This is a genomic window from Sorangium sp. So ce327, from assembly GCF_051530205.1.
GTDB lineage: Bacteria > Myxococcota_A > Polyangia > Polyangiales > Polyangiaceae > Sorangium > Sorangium cellulosum_B.
This window is the reverse complement of record NZ_CP150330.1, coordinates 10,646,530-10,671,659: the sequence shown is the minus strand read 5'-3', so window position 1 is coordinate 10,671,659 and position 25,130 is coordinate 10,646,530. Positions and strand designations below refer to the sequence as shown.

The window sequence follows — 25,130 nt, the reverse complement described above, 5'->3', positions numbered from 1 at the left end:
GCTCTGGGGGGAGGCGCCTTGGAGACGGGGCGGGCGCTCCCAGCGGCGGCTCAGGCCACCGTGAACGAGTGCCCGCAGCCGCAGCGCGTCGCCTCGTGCGGGTTCTTGAACTTGAAGCCCTGGTACATGAGCGTCTTCTCCCAGTCGAGCACCGAGCCGCCCAGGTAGAGGATGCTCTTCTTGTCGCAGAAGACGCGCACGGTCGCCTTGTCCGGCTCGGCGAACTCCAGGACGAGGTCGCCGGACCGGGGCGGCTTGTCCTCGAACTCGATGACGTAGGAGAACCCGGAGCAGCCGCCGCCGCGGATCCCGACCCGGATGGCGCCTTCGGGCGTGCCGCGCTTGGCGAGCTGCGCCCGGATGGCCTGCACCGCGGCGTCGCTCACCGAGAGCGTCCGCTTCGGCTTCGCCTCCGCCTCGCCCGAGGCCCCGTCGCTGCGCGCGGGCGCGGCGTCAGCGGTCGTGGTGGGCGCGGCGTGCGGACCGGTGTCCGCCGGCTTGGTCGTGGTCTGCTCACTGCTCTGCATGCGTCGTTCCTTCTCCGGTTCCGGTTCCGGTTCCGGTGCTGTGGGCCGCCTCCGCCCCGAAGCCCCGGCGCTGTTACTCCGCGCTCGCCGTCGCGGCGGCCGGGGCGGGGACCGAAGGCGCCGCGCCCGCGAGCTCCTTCTTCGCCTGCTGCTTGGCGCGGAAATCGGCGATGGCGCTCTTGATCGCGTCCTCGGCGAGGACCGAGCAATGGATCTTCACCGGAGGCAGGTGGAGCTCCTCGGCGATCATGCTGTTCTTGATCGTCTCGGCCTCGTCGATCGTCTTGCCCTTCAGCCACTCGGTGGCGAGCGACGACGATGCGATGGCCGACCCGCAGCCGAACGTCTTGAACTTCGCGTCCTCGATGACGCCGCCCTCGCCGACCTTGATCTGCAAGCGCATGACGTCGCCGCAGGCCGGAGCGCCGACGAGCCCGGTGCCGACGTGCTCATCATTCTTGTCGAGCGTGCCGACGTTGTGGGGGTTCTCGTAGTGCTCGATGACCTTATCGCTGTATGCCATGGCTCTCTCCTCGACCGTTTCCTTTCGTCTCGAAACCTTGCTCTGTCGGGCCGGCGGCGCCCGCGCCGCTCGTCAGTGGGCCGCCCACTGCACGGTGTTCAGGTCGATCCCCTCCTTGTGCATCTCGTAGAGGGGCGACATGTCACGCAGCTTGTTCACCTTCCGGATCACGAGGTCAGCCACGTAGTCGACCTCCTCCTCGGTGGTGAAGCGCCCGAGCCCGAACCGGATGGACGAATGGGCGAGGTCGTCGCCGATGCCCATCGCGTGGAGGACGTAGGAGGGCTCCAGGCTGGCGCTCGTGCACGCCGAGCCGCTCGAGACCGCCACGTCCTTGATCGCCATCATCATGGCCTCGCCCTCGACGAAGCTGAACGACACGTTGAGGTTGCCCGGCAGCCGCCGATCGGGCGAGCCGTTCAGCTGGATGGCGTCGAGCTCCTTCCAGAGCCGGCTCCTGAGCCGCTCGCGCAGCGACAGGATGCGCGCCGACTCCGCCTCGCCCTCCTCCATGAGGATCTCGGCTGCCCTGGCGAACCCGACGATGCCGGGCACGTTGAGCGTGCCGGACCGCATGCCGAACTCGTGGCCGCCGCCGTCCATCTGCGCGGTGATGCGGACGCGCGGCTTCGACCTCCGCACGTACAGGAAGCCGATGCCCTTCGGGCCGTAGATCTTGTGGGCCGTCACCGACGCGAGGTCGACCCCCATCTGCTCGACGTTGAACGGGACCTTCCCGACCCCCTGCACCGCGTCGGAGTGGAGGAGGATGCCCTTCGATTTCGTGATCTTTCCGATCTCGGCGATGGGCTGGACCGTGCCGACCTCGTTGTTGGCCAGCATGATCGAGACAAGGATCGTCTTGTCGGTGATCGCCCGGGCGACGTCGTCCGGGTCGACCATCCCGTACTTGTCGACCTTGAGGTAGGTGACCTCGTAGCCCTGCTTCTCGAGCCGCTTGCAGGTGTCGAGCACCGCCTTGTGCTCGATGACGCTCGTGATGATGTGGTTGCCCTTGTCCTTGTAGAACTCGGCGACCCCCTTGATGGCGATGTTGTCGCTCTCGGTCGCGCCCGAGGTGAAGACGATCTCCTTCGGGTTCGAGGCGCCGATGAACCTGGCGAGCGTCTCGCGAGCGTGGCCGACCGCCTCCTCGGCCGTCCAGCCGAAGACGTGGCTCCGGCTCGCGGCGTTGCCGAATTTGCCGTTGAAATACGGCAGCATCACGTCGAGGACACGCTGATCGACGGGCGTCGTCGCGTGGTAGTCCATGTAGATCGGAAGCTGGATAGCCATGGTGTTTCTCGCTCAGCGGTGATTCGAGCCGTGGCGGCAATGCCCATTGCCGCGGATCCCGGCGACGAGCTCGGGCTCAGCCGTGCTCTTGTCGTGGAGGTTACAGTTCGTACAGGCGGCGACGAGCTCTGCCGGGTCGCACGCCTCGCAGGTGTCGAGGTAGGCGAGGCTCGCCACGAGCTCGTGCTCGAGGGTCTTGAGGTGCGCGACCTGCTCCCGCACCTCTTCGAGCTTCTGCTGGTAGACGTGGCGGATCTGCGCCATCGCGCCGGGGGCCGAGGGGGACGACTCCCAGGTCGAGACGATCTGCTGGATCTGGCTCAGCGACAGGCCGAGGTCGTGGAGCTTGCCGATCCACCGGACGCGGGTCAGGGCCGCGTGATCGTAGAGCCGGTAGCGCCCCTTGGAGCGGGCGTGCGGCGTGAGCAACCCCACCTCTTCGTAGTGGTGGATCGCCCGCACGGTTTTCCCGGTTGCCTTGGCGATGTCCCCCACCTGAAGGAGGCGCTCCTCGTCCTCGGCACCACCGAGAGCCCCCATCAGGTCGTCCGTTCGGGACGTGCTGGACGTGACGGGCCCCGCGATGCTTTGCTCGTGGGCTAGCGGAAGGTGGTGGCGGGTGGTCATCGGGTGGTCAACGGCCCGTCGCGATCGAAACCGTGCTCGGTTGAAACCATGACCCTTACGTGCGCGTGAGGGTTGGGGACCTTGTAGGTCGGAGCGCCAAGACTGTCAACCGGGTCGTACGGGGCCAGCGTGAAACAGCGGAAGGAGGCGGAATCGGCGGCCGCTCGAGATGCCGGAGGAGCAACGTCCCGGGCCGCCGGCCGCGGCCGCGAGAGGTGTCCGCGCCGCGGCGGGTCGGGGCGGCGGGAGGGCGCGCCTGCAGAGCCCGCCGCCACCGCCCTGTGCCGAGGCAGGCTGACTGCTTTCCTGGGATCGCGGGCCGTTCGGTGACGATCCGGCGCTGTCGGCGCGGCGCTCGGCGAGCGGGCGTTCCCGCCATCCATCGCCGGACAGGTATGGTATCACCTCCGCGACGATAGCGACGCGATGGCAGACAAGAAACGAATCCTGTTCGTGGGCTCGTTCAATCCCCCGGCTGACGGGAAGATGGGTGGGCAGTACTTTGCTTGTCGCTCTCTGATCGAGAGCGATCTGAAAGACGATTTCGATTTCCTCCTCGTCGACTCCACCCTCGACAGCATCCGGGTGCAATCGGTGCGCCGCAGGCTGCACAGGATCGCGCCGAGGGTGCTGAGGTGCGTCAGGGCGCTGCTCTTCTCGAGGGTGGATGCGGTCCTCTTGTTCTCGAGCTCGGGGCTGAGCTTCGTCGAGAAGGGGTCGATCGGGCTCCTCGGCAAGCTGCTCGGCAAGAAGGTCGCCATCTTCCCTCGCTCGGGGCCGATCGTCGACAACGTCGCCAGGAGCAGGCTGTACCGGTCGTACCTGAGCGCCGTCGTGAGATCCTGCGATGTCGTGATATGCCAGAGCGAAACCTGGCGGAGCTTCTTCCAGAGCCTGGTCCCCGAGAAATATGGGGACAAACTCGTCGTCATCGAGAACTGGCTGCCCGACTCCAGCTTCGGCGACGTGGAGCACAAGGCATACCCTCGAGCCATGGACAGGCCCTTGAGGCTGCTCTATTTCAACCGGATCGAGCGGCAGAAGGGTATTTACGACTTCCTCGAGGCCATGCTCCTCTTGCAGCGGGCGAACGCCTCGGTCAGCGCCAAGATCTACGGAGACGGAAGCGAGCTGGACGACGTGCGCAGGTTCATCTCCGAGAACCAGCTCGAGAACACCGAGTACATGGGCTGGCTCTCGACGGACAAGAACGAGGTCATCTCGTCCTTCGATCTGTGCGTGTTCACCTCGCACCGCGAAGGGTTCCCGAACGCCTTGCTGGAGGTCATGGCCCTCGGGGTCCCCGTCGTGTCCAGCAGGGTGGGGGCCGTGAACGATCTCGTCGTGTCCGGGAGAAATGGGCTCCTCGTGGACGTCGGGAGCCCGGGGCAGATCGCCGAGGCGGTCCTGACCGTCCTCCGCGAGCCGGCGCTGCTGGAGGAGTTCTCGCGGCGCTCGCTCGAGAGGGTGAGGCAGACCAACAGGATGGGTCATGCCGTGACCAAGTTCAGAGACCTGTTGTCGACGCTATGAAGAACCCTTCTGTGCTGCTGTATCGGCTGGGAAACTTCTTTTATCGGAACAACCTGACCTTCGTCGCCACGCTCATCACGTGGTTGAACAGGTTCGTGTTCGCGGTCTTCGTCCCCTCCTCGGCCACGATCGGGGCAAATTTCAGGCTCGCTTACTGGGGGCTCGGGGTCGTGATCCACACGAGGACGGTCATCGGCGACAACTGCCTCATCTGCCAGAACGTCACGATAGGGAGAAACTTCGGCAGCCAGGGCGTCCCACGCCTGGGCAACGACGTCTATGTCGGAGCGGGGAGCGCCATCTTCGGCGACATCACCATCGGGGATAACGTGATCATCGGCGCCAACAGCGTCGTGAACAAGGACGTGCCGTCCAACTCCGTCGTCGCCGGGAACCCGTTCAGGATCATCGCGTCCGACAGGAAGCTCAAGTACTACGAGCTGGATAACCCGAGCGCCTGATCCGCAGGATCGGGTCGGCTCGACCGGGTGACCGGGCGCATCTCCGTGCGTGCCCGGTTCCATGGCGCGCGTGGCCCGTGCGGGCCCGCATGGCCACGGGCGTGCTGGCTTCGCCCGGCCGGGGAGCGCCCGGGGTGCCGCGCTGCGACAATTCGTCCAGATTTGTCCTGGACCGAGCTGGGAAACCGTGATTCCTTTCGCGAGGCATCCGCCCCGCCGGCGGCCCTGCCCTAGCGAGGACGTGATGAGCAACGCGGCTTCGTCGGCCGGAGACAAGGCAGGAAAAGCGCATTGGAATCAAGTGTGGTCGAACCGGTCGCTCCCAAAGCCGGTGGATCCGCACGCGCGTGGGTTTCGGCAATACGTGCGCCAGGCATTTCATCGGGAGTTCGTTCGCGCGTTCGAGGGCATGGACACGAAGGGGCAACGCCTGCTGGAGATCGGCTGTGGTCGTTCCGCCTGGCTCCCCTACCTCGCGCGTGAGTTTGGCTTTCAGGTCAGCGGGCTCGACTATACCGAGATTGGCTGCGCGCAGGAGCGGGACATCCTCGCGAGCGCAGGCATCCCTGGAGAGATCGTGTGCGCCGATCTGTTCGAGCCGCCGGAGCGCTTCGTGGGCGCCTTCGACGCGGTGGTGTCGCTCGGCGTGGTCGAGCACTTCGAGGACACGGCGGGCTGCCTCCGCGCATGCGCGCGCTACCTGCGCCCAGGCGGGCGCATCGTCACGGAGATCCCGAACATGCGCGGGCTCGTGGGGTGGGTGGCCAAGGTCACCGACAGGCCCACCTACGACGTTCATGTTCCGCTGGACCGCGAGGCGCTGGTGAAGGCGCATCGCGACGCGGGCCTCCATGTGCTGCGGAGCGACTACATCCTTCCGCTGGACGTCAGCCTCTTCGGCGTGGGCAGCATCGGGTCGCGCTGGCTCCGCCTACCGGCGGTCGGCGCTGCCTCCGCCGTTGCTGAGCTCGTCTGGGCGCTCGACGCGCGCGGCCTGGCTCCCCGACCGAACGCCGTCACGTCCCCGTACATCTTCTGCGTCGCCGAAAAGAGCTGATGGCCCGACTCCATCACACCATGGAGTCTCGGGCCAGAAAGCGCACACCAGGCGCGGGATCCAGCGCTGCTTCGGAGCGCCACGCGCCTCGCGAGGGGCTCCAAGCGCTGCGGGGACGAGGAGGGCCGCCGAGGCCACGTCTCTGTTTCGATGAAGGCGTTTCCGCTTTCACGGCAAACCCTGCTACGGCCGAGGCCGGCATAACGACATTGTCATCAGGGCGACGCACCACGGTAAACACTCACAGGTAAAATTGTACAATGTGACTGTAAAATGTAAGCAACGGAGGAAAGTTCCAGACCCTCGCCGGATTCCAAAGCCTGCTCCTGGGTTGTTCCGTGTGCTGACTTGGGGTACTAGGTGCGCACCAACAACGGGCTGTCCGCCATGGTGATGAGCTATGAATGCCGCCCGCCGCGCCGCACCTTAGGGGTGCGGGATTTCCAGAGGAGCGAGCGATGGTAAGTACGCTCACGGCGGTTATTCTGGCGCTGGTGCTCTCGTGGGCAGCGACGCCGCTCGCGCGCCGTTTGGCGGTGACGGTGGGGGCAGTGGATGAACCGACCGCGCGACGCGTACATACGCGGTGCGTCCCGCGCCTGGGCGGGCTCGCGATCGTGGCGGGTTTCGTGCTGCCGCTGTTCATCCTGGCCGCGCTGGGGACGCAGATCGGGCTGATGTGGTTCTCGCAGCACTCGCTGGTGGTGGGGCTGCTGGCTGGAGGGCTGGCGATCGCCGCGGTCGGCGCCTGGGACGATACGAAGGGAATGCGCGCGCGGCACAAGCTGGCCGCGCAGGTCCTCGTCGCGTCGATCGCCTGGGCCTTCGGGCTCCGCCTCGAGTGCGTGACGCTGCCGTACTTCGGGCATGTATCGTTCTGGCCGCTCTCGTTCCTGGTGACGATTCCGTGGTTCGTCGCCATCATCAACGCGGTCAACCTGATCGACGGGCTCGACGGGCTCGCGGCGGGCGTCGGCTTCTTCGCCTGCGTCGCGAACTTCATCACCGCGTACCTCGGCGGCTACCCCGGCAACATGGTGATCTGCCTGCTCGCGGCGACGCTCGCGGGCGCGATCGTGGGGTTCCTGTTTCACAACTTTCACCCCGCGACGATCTTCATGGGGGACACCGGGAGCATGTTCCTTGGGTTCATGCTGGCCGCGATCCCCCTCTTCGGCGTGGGCACGCACAAGGGCGGCACCGCGCTCGCCGTCATGGTGCCGCTGCTCGCGCTGGGCCTGCCGATCTTCGACATGATCTCGGCGATGGTGCGGCGTTATGTCGCTCGCCGGCCGATCTTCGCCGCCGATCGTTCGCACATCCACCACAAGCTGCTCGACAAGGGCCACTCGCATCGCAGCGCGGTGCTGATCCTGTATGGGCTCAGCCTGCTGTTCACCGTGGTCGCGCTGGTGGCGTATGTCGGTCGCTCGCTCGAGATCGGGTTCGCCCTCGTCGCCTGCAGCGTGGTGCTCTTCATCGTGGTGCGCACGGCGGGCTCGCTCCCGCTCTTCGGGGCGCAGCCGCAGGACCCCCGGCGCCCCCGCGAAGCCGCCGTGGAGGCGCTGCGCCGCGCTGTGCCGTGGGCGCTGATGGAGATCGAGGCCGCGAGCGGCGTGGACAAGCTGCGCCCGGTGCTCGAGCGCTTCGCCGAGGAGGCGAAGCTCGTCGCGCTCGAGGTGAGCTCCGCCGGGGCCAACGGCAGCGCGCGCGTGAAGCCCTGGAGCTGGGCGCAGGACGCGGCGACGCCGCAGCAGCTCCGCGAGGCGGTGGTCGCGGTGTTCCCGATCAAGCTCGAGGGCGAGACCGTCGAGCTGCGCTTCCGCTGGGACAGCGAGGAGTGCGCGGTCAATCCGCAGGCCGACATGCTGCTGCAGCTCGTCGTGGACTCTGCAGAGCGCCTGCTGCTGCGCCGGCCGCCGCCGCGCGCTCGGGATTCGCGCCCGCATGGGCGCTTCTCGGTGGTGTGAGGGGCCGCTATCCCGCGCTGATGTGTTCGTGCTGCCGGACTGATTGAGGAGATATCGTGGATATTGCCCGCAAGATCGTTGGTCTCAACTGCAAGACGAACGAGCTCTATTATCGTTTCAGCGATCATGCGCATTACTGGAAGGTCTATCAGGGCATCGTGGACGAGGCGGTCGCGCCGGCGACGGACATCATCCACCTCGGCTGCGGGCCGCTGTGGTTCGGAAAGGTCGCGACGGTGCCTCTCGACGGCAAGACCATCTACGCGGTCGATCCGGATGAGGCGGCGCTCGCGCGCAACCCGGCGCAGCGGCATATCTGCGCGTACGGCGAGTCGATCCCGCTGCCGGACGGCTGCGCGGACGTGATCGCCGCGGACCACCTGCTCGAGCACCTCGAGCGGCCCGAGGCGGTGCTGCGCGAGGCGCACCGTCTGCTGCGGCCGGGGGGGCGGTTCGTGTTCACGGCGCCGAACCTCCTCTCCTATTCGGGCCTCGCGACCCACCTCACGCCGCACTGGTTTCATACGCTCTACGTCGGGCTCCTGCGCGGGACGAGCGGCAGCGGCAATGCCAAGCCGTACCCGACGTACTTCCGCATGAACACGGTCTGGGCCGTGAAGCGCCTCGCGAAGGCCGCGGGCTTCCGCGTCGACAAGCTCGCTACCGGGGTCGACCACCCGAGCTATACGGTGTTGATCCCCGGGCTCCACCAGGCTGCGCTGGCGCTGCACCTCGTGCTCGACAAGGTCGAGGCCCTCGCGCCTTTTCGCATCACGCTCACAGGCAGCCTCGTGCGCGAGTAGCGCACGAAGACGCGCCCGCTCTAAAAGCGGATGCGAAAGCCGCTGCGCCAGGCGTCGCGCACGTCGCCGCGTCCGGAGAACACCGTGGCTGCCTGGGGCTTCCGGAAGCAGGGGTGCCATACGCCCGGGCTCCGCTCGGGCGTGAGCTGGATGCCCTCGATCTCGATGGCCTGGCGTCGCAAGGTGGCCTCGTCGAGCCTGAGCCGGGAGCAGGCGCTCGTCCTGCCGCCGAGGATGTCGTCGAGGACCACGAGCTCCCGAGCGGACAGCTCCACCGTCCGGCGATGCCGGGGGGCTCCGGGGAGAGCGCGATACCCGTCGTGTTCAGCCTCGACGGCGACGTGCGCCGAGGCGCGCTCGAGCCTGCGCACCCCGGCGCGCGCCCGGCGGCCGACGCGGAAGGCGCTCCACACCTCGCTCGAATCCATGTCGCCGAGCTCCACCGTGTTGTGGGCGCGCGTGGAGCGGGTGGTCTGCCGGTCGCCGTCGGTCTTGTAGCTGGAGACCCCGTAGTCGACGACAGCGCGCTCTCCGTGGAGCCATAGCTCGAAGGTGAGCGCGTCCGCGTGCACGTGCCCGGGCTGATAGGGGGCTCCATCCATCCCCGCGTCGAGCGCGAGCCAGGCCCGGTCGCCGAACCGCAGGATCACCCAGCCGGTGGCCGCGAGGTGGTCGAGCGACGGCGTGTCGTCCGGCGGCGCGCCGGGGGCTCCCTGCCCGCCACCGGAGGCGCTGCCCGGCGTGAAGAGTCCGAGCTCCTCGCCGAGGGCGAGCACGTGGTCGAGCTCCGGCGCGGCGTCGAGCGACGCATCGTTGAAGAGCGGGTACGAGCCGTCCGGCGCGCGCACGGCGGCGGCCCACTCCAGGGCCCTCTCCGCGGTGGCCTTCCAGCGCTCGGGTACCTCGCGGCCGGCCGCCTGCGCGAGCTCGATGGCCTCGAGCAGCCCGGCCGTCAGCGCGAGGTGGTACGACGCGGAGAGCTCGAAATGGCCGCCGTCCGCGAGGAACTGCTCCGGCAGCTGCCACGCCAGGATCGCGGAGCCGAGCCGCCACCACGCCTCGGCCTCGGGCCCGTGGGCCACGGCGCCGCCGCACACGAGCCCTATCGCGTTCTCCAGGAGGTGATTGGCGAGCAGGTGAAGCTCGAGGCCGAGCGCGATGGCCCGACACGCGCGCGCCAGCTCGGCAGAGAGCCCGGGGCGGCCGAGGCGCGCCGCCGCCGCGAGCCGGCGGGCGCGCACCGACGCGGGAAACGGGTGTGACGCGATCGGGTCGTCCCACGCGCTCGGGGCGGGGAGGGTCGGCTCGGCGCCGAGCTCATAGCCGTAGGCGCGCTCGTAGGCGTGCAGGAGCGACCCTTCGGGAATTGCGGCCAGCCGCGCGCGCCCGCGCTCCTTCTCGGCGTCGGCGAAGGCCGCGAACCGCGGGCTCGACGGGGCAAAGCCCGGCCGGAGGCGAGGCGCCAGCGCCGCGCTCGGCCCCCCGCCGAGCGCGCGGTGGCCGAGGGCGATCGGGCGGGCGAGGACCTGCAGCGGATGGAGCTGGACGAGGGTGCGGGCGATCCGCGGGAGGTTCATCGCTCGCTCCTGCTCTGGCCTTCACGAGAGCGCGAGCGGCAGAGCACGCGCTCCAGCACATCGACATACTCGCGCGCGAGCATGTCGCGCTCGAACGAGCGCATCACGTAGGCCCGCCCTGCCGACCCCATGCGCCTTCGCCGCTCTGGATCGGAGGCGAGCTCGACGATCGCCCGGGTCATGGCCTGTACGTCTTCCGGGGGAGCGACGACGCCGGCGCTCGCCTCCTCGACGATGGACCGCGCTTCGCCGTCGACCGAGATCACGATGGGCCGCTCCATGGCGAGGATCTCGAAGATCTTGGACGGGATGACCGTCTGAAAGAGCTCGGTCTTGCGCAGAGGAACCAGGCAGATATCGGCGGTCGCATACACCTCGGTGACCGCATCGCGCGGCAGGGCGCCGAGGAACGTCACGTTGGAGAGCCCGAGCTCCCGGGCGCGCGCCTCCAGGCTGGCCCGCTCCGCCCCCTCGCCGACGAACAGGAAGCGAATGTCGTCGCGCGCGCGCAGGCCGCTCGCCACGTCGAGCACGGCGGAGAGGCCGTGCGCCATGCCGTGCGTCCCCACGTACGCCACGACGAGGCGGTCGCCGAAGCCGAGCTTCTCCCGGAGCGGCGTGTCGCGCGAGGAGGGGGTGAAGCGCCCGAGGTCCACGCCGTTCCTGATGACGTCGATCTTGTCGGCGGGGACTCCTCGCTGGATGAGCCGCTCCCGGAAGCTCTGCGTGACGACCACGATCCCGTCGGACGCCTCGTAGAGGTGCTCCTCGACGCGCGTGAGCCCGCGCACGACCGCGTGCCCGGCCGACAGCGCGCCCACGGCCACGATCGACTCGGGCCAGAGGTCGCGCACCTCGAACACGAACGGCATCCCGCGGAGCCTGGAGAGCCCGTAGCCGGCCACGGCCGCGAGGAACTGGGGGCTCGTCGCGATGAGGACGTCGGCCTGCGGTAAACCGATCTGCGCGAGCGAGAGCGCAGACAGGGCGAAGGACCCATACGCGAGCGAGCGGCGCACCTTGCCCCGGTTGGCGGCGGCGTAGATCCAGGTGCGGAGGACCCGGACCCCGTGGAAGTCCTCTTCCACGCGGAGCCGACCTCGATAGGCAGCCGGGATCACCCCTGTCGGGTGGTTCGGCATGCCCGTCAGGACCGTGACCTCGTGTCCGGCACGCCGCCAGGCCCGGGCGAGCTCGGAGACACGCGCGGCGGGGGCCCCGGGCTCGGGGGGAAAGTAGGGAGAGACGTAGAGGATGCGCATGAGGGCTTCAGGGAGGTCCGTGCGTGGGAAGCGAGCTTTGCTGCCGATGAACGAGGGGCTTCAGCAGCTCAGGATGAGCTCCTTGATCTCGGTTCCGCCATGGATGCTGTCGATGTGCCCGAAGCCGCCCTCCGTTCGCGCGAAGAGCGAGGCCTTCTCGGCGTCGCGGTTGTCGATCACAAGGAGCAGCCCGTCAGGCGCGAGCGCGCGCCAGAAATTGCGCGCGGCTCGGCGGATCTGATCGTCGGAGAAATAGGCGCGGTTCAGGATGTTCGCTGCCTTGACGACCGTCGGCGCGGGGCCGTCCCACGGCTGGAAGATGTCGTGAGGCCTGAGGCGCACGCGCGCGTCACGGCGCGCGATCTCGCGGAGCCGCGGCTGGACGAGCGATACCTCCGGATAGGCCGGGTCGAACGGCGGGATGGCGCCGCGCCACCCGGGGAGCACCCAGAGCGGCCAGCGGCGCGAGCCCCCCGCTGCGGGATAGAACAGCAAGCGCGGGGTGGCGGCGAGGACGCAGGCGCCGTCCGCATCATAGAAGAACGCGCGCCCGTGATCGTCGGCGCGCACCCGGAGCGAGAGCGCCCTGTCCGTCACGTAGTACGCCTCGAAGGCGTCGCCGAGCGCGGTGATCAGATCGAGCGCCGTGCTCCCGTCGGAGGCGCCGACGTCGAGGACGACGGGGCGCTTCTGGCGGAGCGCGCCCACGAGGAGGGCGTCGCTCTGCCGGTGCCTGCCCGGCCGCGTCGTCTTGTAGGTGCCGCCCAGCAAGAGGACGGAGATCCGCTCCGAGAACACCTCGGGCGACGTGATCTCCTCGGGCCGGAGGAGGGCCCGCGGGTCCGGGAAGCAGACCCTGCGAGGCAGCATGCGCGCCGGCCAGCCTGAACGGTTCAAACGAAAGGGAAATCTCATGACGATAGGGACCTGGCTTCTCCGCTCTTCATGTTCCGACGCCGCGCGCCGCGCGGTCCATCCTGCGGCTTGCGGGCGCGCGGTCCCGCGTTGTCCTCGCGCCGGCCAACCCCGGTCGGCGCGGCTACCGCCCCAGCGCCGACGAGGGCCCGAGGCGCGGATCGCGCAGGCGCTGCCCGGATCTCCGGCGTGTCGGGCCGAGGGCGGCCAGCCCGCGCCGCAGGTGCGTGACCACCGAGGTGAGCACCACCGCCGCGAGCAGCGCGATCGCCAGCGACACCGTGATCTTGAGCAGCGCGGTCAGCTCGCCGCGAAACTGGTTGTACGCGAACGAGGCGAGGTTCACCGCCGCGGCGCGGGCGAGCAGGGGCGAGCCGCGCGCGCCGGCCACGAGGAGCGGCATCATGAAGAAGAGCCCGCTGAAGACCGCGATCTCGATGGCCGTGCCGGCGAGCCCGAAGTTCAGGTACCCTTCGGCGGCGGCGCCCATCGCGAAGCCGGCGCCGCGGCGCGCGAGGTCGGGGGCCGTCCACATGGCATATCGCTGCGCGAGGCCGAGCGGTCGCTCGCTCCAGAGCGGCTTGGGCACCAGGATGAGGAACGCGTTCACCCAGCTCTCGCCTGGGTAGCTGATGATGGGCGGCTGCTCGTTCACGACGCTGACGAGGTTGGCGTAGACGCGCTGGAGCTCTCCGATCTCCAGCGGGTTCTCTATCCGATCGAGGTACGCGCTGGCCGACGATATCTGCGCGTCGAGCCCGCTGCCCTGCTCGGCGCGGGCGCCTTCCACGACGATGCCGTAGAAGAGGACGCCCACCATGCCGATGGCCAGCCACACGCGTCGGATCTGGATGCCGAAGGCATGCGCGGCGAGCGCGACGGAGAGGATCGTCCAGACGAGGGGGCCCCGCCGGCCCATGATCGTGTTGAGCAGGAAGCTCACGAAGAAGCAGAACCCTGCGAGCGAGACCACCCTCGGCACGGTCAGCCCCGCCTTGCGGAGCGATACGACCCGGAGGAAGAGGTAAACGACGGCCACCCCGATGAGGTGCCAGCCGCCGGTGAGCAGCCCTTTGCCATCTGCCTCGAGGTGATTGGAGGCGTAGTTCATCGAGAAGAACCGCCCCACGCCGATCGTGGCGATCCATGTGGCCACGAGCCCCAGGCCCACCATGCCGACGAGGATCGTGGCCCAGTCCTGGTCCAGCGTCGCCTTGGGCCTGTGCGTCGGGACAAGGCGCTGCAGGTCGGGCGCTTCCTTGGGGCGGCTCAGCGCGGTGCAGGCGAGGGCGCACCCGACCGCGCCGGCATAGGCCACCTCCATGGCTGCCGTCTCATGGCTCGACAGGGAGAACTCGCGGGAGATGAGGAGGCGCAGGATAGGTGAGTAGGCGACGCTGAGGAAATAGGCGGCTGGTATGTAGGTCTCCGGATCCAGCGGATGGAACCGGGGGCCGCTGGCGCGGGCGAGCGACGGGGCGGCCAGCAAGAGCAAGAGGCCGATCGTCCATCCGCGGCCGTCGCCGAGCGCTCCCTCGAGGATCGGGCCGAGGGCCGCCAGCGTCCCGACGAGGAGCGTCGCGGTGACCCGGCCGAGGGGCGTCTTCGTCCGCCGCGCGGGCGCCGCGCCGGCGGCGCGCGCAGCGCCGCGCGCGCGGGGGAGTCTCAGCGAGGGCAACGGCGGCGCTCCTCAGTTCGGCAAGGAGGGTGGAGAGGGGGGTGGCGAGGGGGGTGCAGGAGCGTCCGTCGGGGCCGGGGGCGACGGCTCGGAGGGCGCATGGTAATAGCCGTCCTTCCTGTCGCCATAGTAGTGGTACACCCCGTACTCTTGGCGCTTCAGATCGACGGCGTTCAGCACGACGCCCACGGTCTTGCCGCCGACGTCGAGCAGCGCGCGGATCCCATGGCGCGCGAAGTCGTGCCTCGTCGCGGAGGCGCGCACGACGAGGACCGTGCCGTCGACCAGCGTCGACAGCACGGCGCCGTCGGTGACCGCCACGATGGGCGGGCTGTCGATGATGACCCGGTCGAAGCGGCTCTGGAGCTTCTGGAGCAGCGCCTGGAAGCGCTCGCTGTGCAAGAGCTCCGCCGGGTTCGGCGGGATCGGCCCTGCCGGGATGACGTAGAGGTTCTCCACCTCGGTCTTGAGCGCGCTCTCGTCGTCCACCACGGAGTCGTCGAGAAGCGCGCTGGTGACGCCGAGCTCCGGGCTCTTGCCGAAGATCTGGTGGATGCGCGGCTTGCGGAGGTCGCAATCGATGAGGACGACCTTCTGTCCGGCCTGCGCCATGGCGACGGCGATGCAGCAGCACACGGTCGTCTTGCCCTCGCTGGGGCCGGCGCTGGCGATGAGGAGCGTCTTGTAAGGCCGGTCGGGCGACATGAAGAGCAGGTTGGTCCGGATCGCGCGCGCCGCCTCGGCGATCCCGCTCGTCGGCTGATCGTGCACGACGAGCTCGCGCCGGCCCAGCTGGGGCGCGGCCTTGCCGCGGTGGCGCGCCCTGCGGCGCTGGGCTTCCTTCTGTTCCCGCTTGTCGAACTCCGGGAGGAGGCCGAGGAAGGGCAGCCCGAGCTCCCGCTCGACCTCATCCGGCGTCCGCAGCGTGCGATCGAGCATCGCTCGCGCCAGCGCAGCGCCGATCCCGAGGAGCAGCCCGGCGAGGATGCCTATCCCGATGTTGACGCCGACGCGCGGCCGCAGGGCGGTGAGCGGGAAGTTCGGCCGATCGAGGACGTGGATGTTGTTCACCCGCAGCATCCGCTGGAGATCGCTCTCCTTCGTGCGCTCCAGGACGAGCTGGTACAGCTTCTCTGTGTTGTCCTTCGTCCTGCGGAGTCGATCGTACTCGATCTTGAGGGAGTTCAGCTCGAACGCCTGCTTCTTCGCGTCCTCGAGCAGCCCCACGAGGCCCCCCTCCTGGCGCTTCACGATGGCGAGATCGCGGTTGACGGCGCCCTGAACGTTCTTGATCTCGGCGACCAGCGCGCTCCTGTTGGCGGCGACCCGCTCGGTCGCGGCGCGGACGTCGGGGTGGTTTTCGCCCTTGCCAGAGCCGATGAGCGCGTCGCGCTCACGGACGCACTCCTCCTGGCGCGCGCGCAGCATCTGGAGGACCGGGCTCTGGATGAGCTCGGAGGCGGGGAGGTCGAGCGGGGTGTTCGGATCGAGCTTCGACAGCTCGTGGCTCCGGGCCGCGAACTCTTCACGCTTCGTGCGCACGGACGTGAGAGCGTCGTTGATCTGCTTCATCTCCTCGCGCAGCAGGTTCGTCTTGTCCTCGAAATCGACGTCGAGGATGTTCTTGCTGAGCTTGTATTCGTGGAGCGACGTCTCGCTCGCCTCGAGATCGTACTTCAGCTTGTCGAGCTGCGCCCGGAGCCAATCGACCGCTGAGTTCGTCGAGGCGAGCGCGTCATCGAGGTTCTGCTCGATGTAGATGTCCATCAACGTGGTGAGGATGCGCTGAGCCCGCTCGCGATCCGCGTCGTTGTAGCGGATCACCGCGAGGCGGCTGTCCTTCACCGGCTCGACGACGAGCCGCTCGCGCAGGATCTCCGCGGCCTCCTCCGGGGTCACGGACATCGGCCCGGGCGAGGCCGCGTCCTTCGGGAGGTCCTTCAGAAAATAGGCATCGTTCTGCAGGTTGAGCTGGGCGACGACCGCCAGCGCCACCCGGATGGACCGGATGACCTTGTACTGGGTTTCATAGTACTCGCGGTTATTCCAGTACGAGCCGGCGCCCATGTCGACCACGGTGTCGACCCCGCGGCCGAGCGGCCGAGGAGGGTTCGGATCGAACTGCACCGTCGCCGCGGATTGATAGATCTTCTTCTGGCCGAGCGTATAGAACGTGACGCTGAGGGCGACCAGGAGCAGGGTGGTCAGCGCGATGGCCCAGTGCTTGCTGACCGTTCGCCAGGTGACGACGAGGTCGAACGCGCGCTCGTTTGAGATGTCGTCGCGGAGAGCGGTCGTGGAGGGGGCTCTGGAATCGTCGGCCATAAGTCATGCGCTCGAAGCGCCTTCGAAGCGCCTTCGTGGAGGGTAGAGGTCCGCGCGGAGGGGTAAGGTGCCCGCGGCGTCTCCAAAATTCAAGCTGGGGTTCTCGACAGGGGGACGATGTGGCACAATGTGCGCGTCGTGACAATGCGCGGCCTGGCGGCGCGCCTGGCGTCGGCTTGGCGTCGGGGAGGCGAGGTGCGGCACATTCTCGCGCGGTGCGACGCTCGCTGATGGAGTACACTCCGGCCGCGCGTCCGGAAGCGGAAAACGCGCTCGGGCAGTCAGAATGGAACGATCGTCCTTCATGGCGCGCGGCGCGGTCGCGAGCGCGGTTTGCTCTGCGCTCCTCCTCGATGCGGCCTCGGCCTCCGCCGACTGGCCATCTGCCCGTCACGACGCGCAGCGCACGGGCGCCACGTCGTCCACGAGCAATATCGTGAAGCCGGCGCCCTACTGGCGGGCGTACCTCGGCGGTGTCCTCGGGACAGGCCGGGTGCTCGCAGGGGATACGAACCAGGACGGCGATATCGACCTGCTCTTTGTGTCCGGCGGCCGCGTCGTCCTCTCCGATCCGCTGGGATTCGTCCGCTGGAGCACCCCATCGCTGGGATTGCAGACGCTGCACTCCGTCGACGATCTCGACGGAGACGGGCGGCTCGAGATCGTCGCGCTGAGCGGCGCGGGCGCGGCGGTCATCGATGGATCGAGCGGAGGCATCCTGTGGCGCGAGGACGCCTCGGAGCTCGGAACGCTCGGGGCCGCGCGCCTCGCCGATTTCAACGGCGACGGTCATCTCGATCTCTTCCTGGACGAGTGTGGCTGTTGCACCGTGCGCACGGACAGCCCGGGTGTCATCTACAGCTTCGCGGGGGGGTTCGGCGCTGTCGAGCGGTTGCCTCCTCCTCCGCGGCGCGTGCATTGCAACGCGACGATCGACACGGTGGGCGACTGGAACGGAGACGGCGCGGACGATCTCCTCGTGTCCTCCTATGACCAGCTATTCCTCGTCTCGGGCTCGGGGGACGTCTTTGCGGAGTCGGCCAGCATCGGCGTCCATCTCGGCGGGGCCGTCTGCGAGGCGGTGACCATGGGCGATCGGGCGAGCCCCGGTCAGCACGCGCTCTGCTTCCAGAATCGGGTCCGCGGCAACCAGGGCGCGCGCGAGGTCACCCTGCTCGCGTACAGGCCGGACGAGAGCCCGTCGCTCGCTGTGGTCTGGCGAAAGACCCTCAGCCCCAATGACGGCGGCGACGCCCGCGCCCCGACGCGCCTCGCGTGGGATCTCGACGGAGACGGCGCGCTCGAGGTGCTGGCGAGCGGCAAGGTGGGCGAAGCCTGGACGTCCTTCGTGCTCGATGCCGCCACGGGCGCCGTGCTCGCCACCATTCCCGACGCGATAGCGCAGGGCGCGGTCCAGGGAGACGCGGGCTCCGAGCAATGGATCGTCACGTCGCGCGAAGAGCGCGTGTCGGCGTACCGGTTCAGCCGCGCCGCCGGGGGCTCGCTGGAGCGGCTCTGGTCGCTGGACGGCGAGCGGGTGCGCACGCGGGTCGACTGGGCGAGATCCCGCAGGACGAACCTCTCCTTCTCGCTGGTGACTCCGGATCTCACGGGCGACGGACGCGGCGAGCTCGTGCTCGAGTCGACGTCGGAGCCCGTGGCGCTCACCGCGGTGGATATGCAGGGGGGCGGGGCGACGGTCGCGGCCGTCTACTCCGTCGGGCCCGGAAGCGGCATCGCGGCGCTCGAGCTACCCGTCGCGAGCGCTCCGTCGTGGCCGCGGCTGGTGGTTTCCCGGGCCGATGGGTTCCTCACGCTGCTCGACGCGTCGTTCGAGCCCTTGAACCTCGTGCGGGAGGGGCGCGACGTCCTGCCCGGGATGCGCGTCGGCGGCTTCTACACAGGCCCGGGCGCCTTCGTCAATTTCGGCCGCGCCCCGCTCGCTGCGAGGTTCTCTCCGGAGGACGCCGCCGCCAGCGTCGTGGTCGTCGACAGCCGGGGCGACCTCGTCCGGGTCGCGTCCGACGGCGCGAGCAATGTGGCGCCGGCCAAGCCTGCCTGGCGCGTGAGGGACGCGTTCGGCGCGTCCATCGCCCCCGCCGAGGGGAGCTCGCCCGCGACGCTCGCGTGCTTCAGGCGGCTGCACCCGCTCACTGACCCGGTGAAGTACGCCGTCGCGACGCTCGACGCGAACGGCAGGCAAACGAGCGAGACTCCGCTCGAGAAGCCCCCCGCGTGGGACGTGCTGCACGGAGATCTCGACGGAGACGGCGCGCGCGAGCTCGTGGCGGTCACGGTGGATCCGAACCTGCGCACCGAGGTCGTCGCGATCGATGGGGGCGGCGGAGAGCGGTGGAAACACCGTATCGACGCCTCCGCCGGCACCCAGGCCGTCGCGATCGCCGACTGGAACGGAGACGGCGCGGAGGACGTGGCGGTCGCGATCAACAGGGCCAAGGTGCTCTCGGGTCGGAACGGCAGCCCCCTCGGCGAGAACCCGGAGACGCTGCTCTATTTCATGCCCATCCTCGCCGATGTGTCGGGAGATCATCGGCTCGAGATGACCCTGCAGGGGGGGTATGCCCCCGCGCGGGCGCTGCCGCACGACCTGAGCGCAGCGCTGTGGAAGGGCGCGCAGGACATCCGTCCCTACCCGCACGGCGCGATCGCGCGCTGCGACGGCAAGACCGTCCTCGTCGAGGGATCGTTCATGAATCCGGCGCGGCTGACGTTCTCCGTGCTGGACGCCGCCAGCGGGGGGCAATCGAGCTTCATCGTCCTCGCGGGCGACGGCGCGTTCGACGCGGAGGACGCCGCAGCACAGGCGGGCGCCCCGATGGGCCAGCTCGGAGATGTGGCGATCTCGGGGAACCTGACCGGGCGCGCGTCCGCCGGTCCGACCGCCATCGTCGGCTCCACGAACGGCTTCCTCTATGCGGTCGACGCGTGCTCGGCGCGCCTCGTGTGGTCTTATGCTTTCGGCAGCCCCGTCGGCTCACCGAGCCTCGCGGACACCGACGGTGACGGACACGACGACATCCTCGTGAGCGTGGCAGACGGCTACCTCTACAACATGCGGCACGAGATCCTGCCGGCGCCCGAGTTCGTCTGGGATGTCGATCCGGGCAGCGGCGAGCAGGGCGAGGACATCGACGAGATCGAGACCAGGGACACGCTCCACATGAGGTGGTCGAAGGTCGAGGGCGCGACGTCGTATCAGGTGACGGTCGTGGGCGGGCAAGGCGATTACCTGAGCTCGCCTGCTTGGCAGGACGTGGGCGACGTCGTCGAAGCCTCGGTCGGCGGGCTGCCGCTCCTCGACGGGGCGAAGTACTACGTCGGCGTGCGCGCGATCTCTGCCGCCGGGCTCTCGCCGGACCGGGGGTCGGACGGCGTGATCGTGAGGATGCCGCAGGGCGAAGGGGGAGGCGGCGGTGGAGCGGGAGGCGCTGGCGGCGGTGGAGCGGGAGGCGCTGGCGGCGGTGGAGCAGGAGGCGCCGGCGGCGGAGCAGGGGGCACCGGCAGCGCAGGTCCTGGCGGAGCCGGCGCGGCCGGATGGGACGACACGCTCCTCTACGGCCGTGGTTGCGTGTGCACCGAGGCGCCGGGGCAGCGCCCGGCCTCGTGGGCGGCCGGCCTCGGCGCTATCGCCCTGGCGCTCGTCGCCCTCGGCAGGACCCGCGGGACGACGAGCGCGCCGCCGGGCCGCCGCGCGATCAGGGCACCTCGCGGGCGCTGGCCGCGCGACGTGCGGCCGGCGCGTTAGAAGCTCACACCCCCGCCGAGCGCCAGCGTGAGCGCGAACGCCGCGATCAGCAGGAGCAGTGCGCCGAGCGTGTACCGCCGCACAGGCGCGTCGATCACGAAGGCGAGGCGCGCCACGCCGACAAGCACCGAAGGGCCGAACACACCGAAATGGCGGACCAGGGGCGCCGGCGCCAGCAGGAGCCATCCGGCCACGCATGCGCTGCTCAGCACGCTGCCCGCCGCGAGCACGCGGCGCGAGCTTGGGCCGGAGAAGTAAATGCACATGGCGTCCGTGACGAGCGGAGCCACCGCAGAGACCAGCATCGTCATCGTCATCGCGTCGCGCGCGGCCCCCGAGTGCGGCAGGCCGGGGATCCGGACCGTGAAGATCACATAGATGGCCGCGCCGAGGAGCGACAGCAGCGCGGCCGGAGGCAGCCAGGCGCGCACGGCGCGCGCCTGCCAGGCCGCCTCGTCTCCCGATCTGCTCGCGCCCGCGACCGCGCGCGCGGCGAACGCCTGCGACGCCTGGGACAGCACCGCGGCGAACGACCAGTAGAGCACCTGCTGCCCCACGCGATGATCGCCGATGAGCTTCAGGTTGGCGCTGAGCGAGATCGGGTAAACGATGACGGTCGCGAAGTTCGCGATGGAGTACGGGACCGCGCGCCGGACGACGAGCATCGCGTAACGCGCGGCGCGCCGGAGCCGGGTCGGGCGCAGGAGGAGCAGCGCAGGCGAGGCGCCGGCGATCCCGATCGCGACGGCGACGGCATCAGGGCGCCCCGCGAGCGCGGCCAGCATGGACGCGCCCGGGGAGAAGACGAGGAGCACCGCGAGCGCGTGCAGGTACCGCCCCCGGAGCTGCCAGCTCGGCCAGATGCTCGGCGAGGCGGCGGCGAGCAGCGAGCACGCGCTGAAGAGCGCGGTGACCAACCCCGCCGTCCCGCCCAGCCCGGTGGTCAGCTCATGGGCGAGCGTGCAGCTGAAGGCGAACACCGCGACGAGCGCGAGGGCGCCGCCCACGAGCGCGCGGCCCCCCCTGGTCGCGAAGGCGCGCGCCCGGCGCGCGAGGGTCGGCGCGAGGCCGGCGGAGACCAGCGCGACGACGACCATCCCGCGCGACGTGTAGTTGGCGAGCGCGGCGAGCGCCGCGGGGGCGGCCGACAGCGCAAGCACCCACTGGGCCGCGAGCGAGACGGCGCGAGGCAGGATGACCGCGAAGGCGACCCCGGCGCCGCCGTGCATCCCAGCGCGCAGCAACGACGACAGCTTCACAGGGCGATTCGAAGGAGAGGGAGGAAGGCGAAGAGGGGCACGATCGTGCGCAATCTACCTACGGGCTGAGCGAAGGCGCCAGCGCCTTCGCCTTCTCCTCGAGGACCCGCTTGCGCAGCGCAGGGTCCTGCCCCCCGCGCCGCTGCAGCAGGCGCTCCAGCGCCTTCGACGCCTCGATGTGCGCGCCCGCGCGGCTGGCGGCGTCCGCCAGCTTGAGGAGGCGCTCCTCGGTCGGCTCGTCCTGCGCTGCCCGCGCGTAGTAGGTCACGGCCGACGGATGGTCTTGCCGCGCCGCGAGCAGGTCGCCGGCCCAGGTCGACGTCGCCGCGCACGCCGCGAGCGTGGTGCACGACGCGGAGAGCAGCTCGCGGAGCGCGGGGAGGAGCTTCTCGGACGAGGCCATCTGCGCCGCCGCGACGACCCGCAGGCGAAGACAGCCGGCCCGGTTGTCCAGCCGCTCGCAGCTCCCCGAGAGCAGCTGCTCCGCCTCCGCGCTCTTCTTGCCCAGGAGGAGGAGCCGCGCCCTCAGCTGGACCGCGAAGAACGAGTCGTCGTCGAGGCCCTGCACCGCCGCCGCGTGCGCCTCGATCTCCCGCTCGCAGGCGGCCCTCCGCCCGTCGTCACCGCCGCAGCGGGCGGAGCCCGGGACCTCCAGCATCGCGAGCAGCGCGTCGCCTGCGGCCCAGCGCGCTCCGACCCGCGCGGGGTCGCGCGCGATCGCCTCCTCCGCGCAGCGCAGGCGCAGGTCGACCTCTTCCCGGCGGTCGCCCGCGGTGGCCATGCGCTCGAGCACCTCGACCCCGGCCTTGCCTTCCGGCACGGCCCGCAGCAGCTCCTCCCACGTGTGGGTCCACTGCCGGGCGAGCACCGCGGCCGTGTCGGTCACGCCGGGGTCGTCCTCCACGGCGAGCCGCAGGCTCAGGAGCGCCTGCTCCTTGGCGCCGCGGGACGCGAGCACCTCCGCGAGCAGGAGGTGGGCGCGCCCGTGGCGGCGTGAGCGCTCGAGCGTGCGCTGGAGCCATGGGATGGGGCTCTCGCCGCTGCCCCGGAGCGCGGCGACCGCGCCGAGCAGCGGGAAGTACGGCTCCGCGGGGTGGCGGAGGATCGCCGCGCGGAGCTCCTCGCGGAAGCGTGGCCAGCCGGCGCCGCTCGCCGCGCCGGCGTCGCTCTGCGCGCGCAGCGACCGGCGGTCGTGGTCGACGTCGCGCCAGCCGAAGCGCACCATCAGGGAGACGAGCGCGAGCGCGGAGGCCACGGCGCAAGCCGCCGCATGCCACGGCCGCCACCGCGCCGGGCCGGGCTCGCCCGCCGGGGCCTCGTGCCGCGGCCGCTCGCCGTGGGCCTCACCCCAGAGCGAGCCCAGGGTCGCCGCGAGCGCGATGCTGACGCCTGGCACCTCGAGCCCGAGGTCGAACAGGTTCTGGAGGACGAGCACCGCGCAGCCGACCCAGGCGCCCAGCGCCGCCGTGCTCGCGCGCAAGGCGATCTTGCCCGGGCGAAACGCGACGCCGAGCGCGACGAGCGAGGCCGCCGCGACCGGAGCGCCCCACTCGGCCGCCCACTGGATCACGACGTTCTCGGCGTGCGTGAACACGATGTTCCCCGGCGACTGCCGGTACGCCGGGAACACCGTCTCGAACGCGCCGCGCCCGATGCCGAAAAGCCAGTGATCCGCGAGCAGCGGGAGCGTCGAGCGAAAGAGCGACAGCTTGTCGAGGTTGTCGTCCGCCATCTCCGCGAGCGTGCGGTTCGTCGCGGCGAGCGCGGCCAGCAGCGCGCCGCCGCCGATGGCCACGCTCAACAGCCAGGCCGCCGCGCCCCGGCCGCGGGGGCCGGAGCGGTGCCTGCCGCGCCGCCGCCGCGAGAGCAACGCGAAGAGGGCGAGGCCGAGCGGCAGCACGAGCAGCCCTCCGCGAGACGACGCGATGATGCCGACCCCGACGATCGCGGTGAGCCCGACGCCGGCGACCCAGGGCGGCAGGAGCGGCCTGCTCGTGAGCAGCAGCCCGACCCCCGAGAGGATGCCGAGGTTCAGGTAACCGGCGAGGTTGTTCGGGTTGAGCAGCGGCCCGACGTGCCATGACGCCACCGAGAACCGCGGTTGATACAGGCCGAAGACGGTCGTCGCGCCGAGCAGCCCGTGGGCGATCGTCGTGAGCGCGGCGAGGAACGCGCTGCCGAAGACCAGGGTGATCCCGAGCTTCGCGCCGCGCCGCGCGCCGACGAACGCGGCCGTGAGGAAGACGCCGGTATAGGTCAGCCATTTCAGGGCCTCCACCAGCGTGGCGCCGGGGTCGAGCGAGACGCTGGCGTACCGCGGCGCCGCCTCGCCGAGCGGCATCAGGGAGCGCGACCAGATGTCGGCGCTCGCCGGCGAGAGCCGCTCGAGCCACGTGAGCGGCAGCGGCGCGGCCTGCAGCAGCGTATACGCGGTCAAGCCGAGCAGCGTGAGCGCCGGAAGCGTCTTCACGGGAGACGGCTCGCCGGCGAGCGCGCTGGCGCGGAGCGAGAGCGCGGCGGCGATCGCCACGACCGCGGACACCAGGGCCAGCGTCGGCGTATGGACAGCGCCGATGGCGAGCACGGACCCGGCGACGACGGCCCCGAGCAGCCACGGGATCACGCGCTCGGCGAGCGGTGGTGCGGCGCCTCCTGGGCGGCTCCGCGCCGCGGCGCCCGTCGAGCGCCGGAGCTCGGCGGGCGACCTCAGCTTCGGGCGTGTGGAGTCCGTCGTCACGGCCGGCCAGGGTAGTCGATCTGCGCCGCAGAGGGACGGGGTCGCTCACGGCACCATCGAGTCGACCTGCGCACTCCCGGGATTGACCGAGAGAGCGTGAGATGACGAGCATCCATCCAGGAGCGCTGTCGTCGTGTAGAGTGCGCCGCGTGCTCACGCTCTCGGCGCATCCTCTGCTCGAAGTCGCCGCCTTCGTCACGACGTTCCCCGCGCCGCTCGGCGAGCTGCAGGGGAACGACGCGCTCCGCGGCCTCCTGTCCGACAAGGCCTCGGCCCCGTTCCGCTCGGACGACGCCGTGCGGTCGGCGGTCCGCGATCTGCTCCGGCACGGCGGCTACAAGCCGACAGGCCGGGGCAAGCCGGCCTCCGAGTACCTCATCCGCGCCGCCGAGGGGGGATCGCTCGCGCCCATCAACGCGGCCGTGGACGCGTGCAACGCCGTGTCGCTGCACACGGGCCTGCCCATCAGCGTGATCGATCTCGATCGCGCCCGCCCGCCGCTCCGCATCGAGGTCGCGCCCGCCGGCTCCCGGTACGTGTTCAACGCCTCGGGGCAGGAGATCGACCTCGAGGGGCTCCTCTGCGTCTTCGACGCGGACGGCCCGTGCGCGAACGCCGTGAAGGACGCGCAACGGACGAAGACGCACGCGGGGACGACGCGCACGCTCTCGGTCCTCTGGGGCAGCCGCGCGCTTCCGGGCCGCGCGGCGGGAGCGGCCGCCTGGTACAAGGAGCTGCTCGCCGGCATCGGCGCGGCGACCTCGGACGCGCCGATCGCGGCCTGAACACCCGGCGCGCGGGCCATCGCCTCTCG

General features: G+C 70.2%; 18 protein-coding genes. 7 read left to right on the top strand and 11 right to left on the bottom strand.

The window, feature by feature from the left end:
- Positions 1 to 50: 50 nt before the first annotated feature.
- The 4 genes from WME95_RS39915 to WME95_RS39900 all read right to left on the bottom strand — a co-directional run bounded on the left by WME95_RS39915 (position 51) and on the right by WME95_RS39900 (position 2,886).
- Complete coding sequence (locus tag WME95_RS39915; RefSeq protein ID WP_437545247.1) at positions 51 to 527, bottom strand: HesB/IscA family protein; 477 nt, start codon at positions 525 to 527, stop codon at positions 51 to 53.
- A gap of 73 nt (positions 528 to 600) precedes the next feature.
- Entirely contained in the window at positions 601 to 1,050 is a 450-nt protein-coding gene (iscU, locus tag WME95_RS39910; RefSeq protein ID WP_437904528.1) for a Fe-S cluster assembly scaffold IscU, read from the bottom strand.
- Positions 1,051 to 1,122: 72 nt separating this feature from the next.
- Positions 1,123 to 2,340: an IscS subfamily cysteine desulfurase gene (locus WME95_RS39905; RefSeq protein ID WP_437555576.1), complete on the bottom strand. Its 1,218-nt coding sequence runs from the start codon at positions 2,338 to 2,340 to the stop codon at positions 1,123 to 1,125.
- A gap of 18 nt (positions 2,341 to 2,358) precedes the next feature.
- Positions 2,359 to 2,886: a MerR family transcriptional regulator gene (locus tag WME95_RS39900; RefSeq protein WP_437545243.1), complete on the bottom strand. Its 528-nt coding sequence runs from the start codon at positions 2,884 to 2,886 to the stop codon at positions 2,359 to 2,361.
- Between the two features lie 513 nt (positions 2,887 to 3,399).
- Here WME95_RS39900 and WME95_RS39895 point away from each other — a divergent pair.
- The 5 genes from WME95_RS39895 to WME95_RS39875 all read left to right on the top strand — a co-directional run bounded on the left by WME95_RS39895 (position 3,400) and on the right by WME95_RS39875 (position 8,797).
- Positions 3,400 to 4,506 (top strand): glycosyltransferase family 4 protein, encoded by a 1,107-nt coding sequence (locus tag WME95_RS39895; RefSeq protein WP_437904527.1) that lies wholly within the window; start codon positions 3,400 to 3,402, stop codon positions 4,504 to 4,506.
- Positions 4,503 to 4,967: a serine O-acetyltransferase gene (locus WME95_RS39890; protein WP_437904526.1), complete on the top strand. Its 465-nt coding sequence runs from the start codon at positions 4,503 to 4,505 to the stop codon at positions 4,965 to 4,967. The genes WME95_RS39895 and WME95_RS39890 overlap by 4 nt, the downstream gene beginning before the upstream one ends.
- Before the next feature lie 364 nt (positions 4,968 to 5,331).
- Positions 5,332 to 6,024, top strand: a complete 693-nt coding sequence (locus tag WME95_RS39885; RefSeq protein WP_049876490.1) for a class I SAM-dependent methyltransferase — start codon at positions 5,332 to 5,334, stop codon at positions 6,022 to 6,024.
- Between the two features lie 458 nt (positions 6,025 to 6,482).
- Positions 6,483 to 7,994, top strand: coding sequence for a glycosyltransferase family 4 protein (locus tag WME95_RS39880; RefSeq protein ID WP_437904525.1), 1,512 nt, complete (start codon positions 6,483 to 6,485; stop codon positions 7,992 to 7,994).
- 56 nt (positions 7,995 to 8,050) lie between these two features.
- Entirely contained in the window at positions 8,051 to 8,797 is a 747-nt protein-coding gene (locus WME95_RS39875) for a class I SAM-dependent methyltransferase (RefSeq protein WP_437904524.1), read from the top strand.
- A 20-nt stretch (positions 8,798 to 8,817) separates the two neighbouring features.
- Here WME95_RS39875 and WME95_RS39870 read toward each other — a convergent pair whose 3' ends face one another.
- The 5 genes from WME95_RS39870 to WME95_RS39850 form a co-directional block, all read right to left on the bottom strand.
- Complete coding sequence (locus WME95_RS39870) at positions 8,818 to 10,374, bottom strand: heparinase II/III domain-containing protein (RefSeq protein WP_437904523.1); 1,557 nt, start codon at positions 10,372 to 10,374, stop codon at positions 8,818 to 8,820.
- Positions 10,371 to 11,636 carry a glycosyltransferase family 4 protein gene (locus WME95_RS39865; protein ID WP_437904522.1) on the bottom strand — a complete coding sequence of 422 codons (1,266 nt, stop codon included), beginning with the start codon at positions 11,634 to 11,636 and terminating at the stop codon, positions 10,371 to 10,373. The genes WME95_RS39870 and WME95_RS39865 overlap by 4 nt, the downstream gene beginning before the upstream one ends.
- Positions 11,637 to 11,696: 60 nt before the next feature.
- A complete protein-coding gene (locus WME95_RS39860) occupies positions 11,697 to 12,506 on the bottom strand; it encodes a hypothetical protein (protein WP_437904521.1) in 810 nt (269 codons plus the stop codon).
- 169 nt (positions 12,507 to 12,675) lie between these two features.
- Positions 12,676 to 14,229, bottom strand: a complete 1,554-nt coding sequence (locus WME95_RS39855) for a hypothetical protein (RefSeq protein ID WP_437904520.1) — start codon at positions 14,227 to 14,229, stop codon at positions 12,676 to 12,678.
- Between the two features lie 12 nt (positions 14,230 to 14,241).
- The gene (locus WME95_RS39850; RefSeq protein ID WP_437904519.1) at positions 14,242 to 16,554 is read right to left on the bottom strand and encodes a GumC family protein; all 2,313 of its coding nucleotides are present in this window, start codon (positions 16,552 to 16,554) and stop codon (positions 14,242 to 14,244) included.
- A 286-nt stretch (positions 16,555 to 16,840) separates the two neighbouring features.
- Here WME95_RS39850 and WME95_RS39845 point away from each other — a divergent pair, with 286 nt between their 5' ends.
- Positions 16,841 to 20,320, top strand: a complete 3,480-nt coding sequence (locus WME95_RS39845) for an FG-GAP repeat domain-containing protein (RefSeq protein ID WP_437904518.1) — start codon at positions 16,841 to 16,843, stop codon at positions 20,318 to 20,320.
- On the opposite strand, the gene WME95_RS39840 is transcribed toward WME95_RS39845, so the two are convergent.
- Positions 20,317 to 21,579, bottom strand: a complete 1,263-nt coding sequence (locus WME95_RS39840) for a hypothetical protein (protein WP_437904517.1) — start codon at positions 21,577 to 21,579, stop codon at positions 20,317 to 20,319. The genes WME95_RS39845 and WME95_RS39840 overlap by 4 nt on opposite strands.
- A 58-nt stretch (positions 21,580 to 21,637) precedes the next feature.
- A complete protein-coding gene (locus tag WME95_RS39835) occupies positions 21,638 to 24,316 on the bottom strand; it encodes an O-antigen ligase family protein (protein ID WP_437904516.1) in 2,679 nt (892 codons plus the stop codon).
- A gap of 149 nt (positions 24,317 to 24,465) precedes the next feature.
- Between WME95_RS39835 and WME95_RS39830 the strand changes: the two genes are divergently transcribed.
- Entirely contained in the window at positions 24,466 to 25,101 is a 636-nt protein-coding gene (locus WME95_RS39830; protein ID WP_437911074.1) for a phenylalanine--tRNA ligase beta subunit-related protein, read from the top strand.
- Positions 25,102 to 25,130: the final 29 nt, after the last annotated feature.

Coding starts and splice junctions, on each gene's coding strand:
- WME95_RS39850 (WP_437904519.1), bottom strand. CDS start 16,554: ATGGCCGACGATTCCAGAGCCCCCTCCACGACCGCTCTCCGCGACGAC.
- WME95_RS39880 (WP_437904525.1), top strand. CDS start 6,483: ATGGTAAGTACGCTCACGGCGGTTATTCTGGCGCTGGTGCTCTCGTGG.
- WME95_RS39860 (WP_437904521.1), bottom strand. CDS start 12,506: ATGCTGCCTCGCAGGGTCTGCTTCCCGGACCCGCGGGCCCTCCTCCGG.
- WME95_RS39865 (WP_437904522.1), bottom strand. CDS start 11,636: ATGCGCATCCTCTACGTCTCTCCCTACTTTCCCCCCGAGCCCGGGGCC.
- WME95_RS39845 (WP_437904518.1), top strand. CDS start 16,841: ATGGAACGATCGTCCTTCATGGCGCGCGGCGCGGTCGCGAGCGCGGTT.
- WME95_RS39870 (WP_437904523.1), bottom strand. CDS start 10,374: ATGAACCTCCCGCGGATCGCCCGCACCCTCGTCCAGCTCCATCCGCTG.
- WME95_RS39895 (WP_437904527.1), top strand. CDS start 3,400: ATGGCAGACAAGAAACGAATCCTGTTCGTGGGCTCGTTCAATCCCCCG.
- WME95_RS39890 (WP_437904526.1), top strand. CDS start 4,503: ATGAAGAACCCTTCTGTGCTGCTGTATCGGCTGGGAAACTTCTTTTAT.
- WME95_RS39915 (WP_437545247.1), bottom strand. CDS start 527: ATGCAGAGCAGTGAGCAGACCACGACCAAGCCGGCGGACACCGGTCCG.
- iscU (WP_437904528.1), bottom strand. CDS start 1,050: ATGGCATACAGCGATAAGGTCATCGAGCACTACGAGAACCCCCACAAC.
- WME95_RS39900 (WP_437545243.1), bottom strand. CDS start 2,886: ATGGGGGCTCTCGGTGGTGCCGAGGACGAGGAGCGCCTCCTTCAGGTG.